Origin of the sequence: Acinetobacter sp. ABJ_C4_1 (assembly GCF_044538495.1) — a bacterium.
GTDB classification, from domain to species: Bacteria; Pseudomonadota; Gammaproteobacteria; order Pseudomonadales; family Moraxellaceae; genus Acinetobacter; species Acinetobacter nosocomialis_A.
The window spans coordinates 1-671 of the sequence record NZ_JBIUCQ010000032.1; the positions used below are offsets into that span (position 1 = coordinate 1).

The 671-nt window shown below is 47.2% G+C and carries 1 pseudogene; it reads left to right on the forward strand.

Annotated features, from left to right (window positions below):
* A pseudogene (locus ACIF8R_RS18350) lies at positions 1-671 on the forward strand (hypothetical protein); the annotation flags it as partial.

Genomic DNA, 671 nt, shown 5'->3' on the forward strand with positions numbered 1-671 from the left:
GCTGCAGTAAAAGCTGGTGATACGGTAGACATTGGTACGGTTGCAGGTGAAACCAACCTGAAAGTGACCAAGACCGGCAATACAATTCAGTATGGACTGAATCGTGATCTGAATATTGACAGTGTAACGGCAGGGGACAGTAAGCTGGATACGAATGGTTTAACCATTGCAGGTGGACCAAGTGTGACCAAGACTGGTATTGATGCTGCAGGCAACACAATCAGTAACGTAGCAGCGGGCACCAATGCTACCGATGCAGTAAACAAAGGCCAGCTTGATGCATTAAGTACCTCAAGCAATAACAAAACCGATGCCTTGGGCAACAGCACAGCCAACAATCTGGGTGGTGGATCAAGCTATGACAGCACAACAGGTGCAGTAAGCTCACCAACTTATGTCACCACTAAAACTGACGGTACAACAGTTAATGCCAACAATGTCGGTGATGCCTTAACTAACCTGAACAATGAAGTGGTTAAACCGATTACCTTTGCAGGTAACAGTGGCAGTGTTGACCGTAAATTGGGTGAAACCCTGAATATCACAGGTGGGCTGACAGCATCTGGCTCGAACTCGAATGTGAAGACAGTCATTAGTGGTAATACCGTTGATATTCAACTTGCCGATGCGCCTGTGTTTGCAGGGAAGCTGACAGCGAACGGACTGGATGC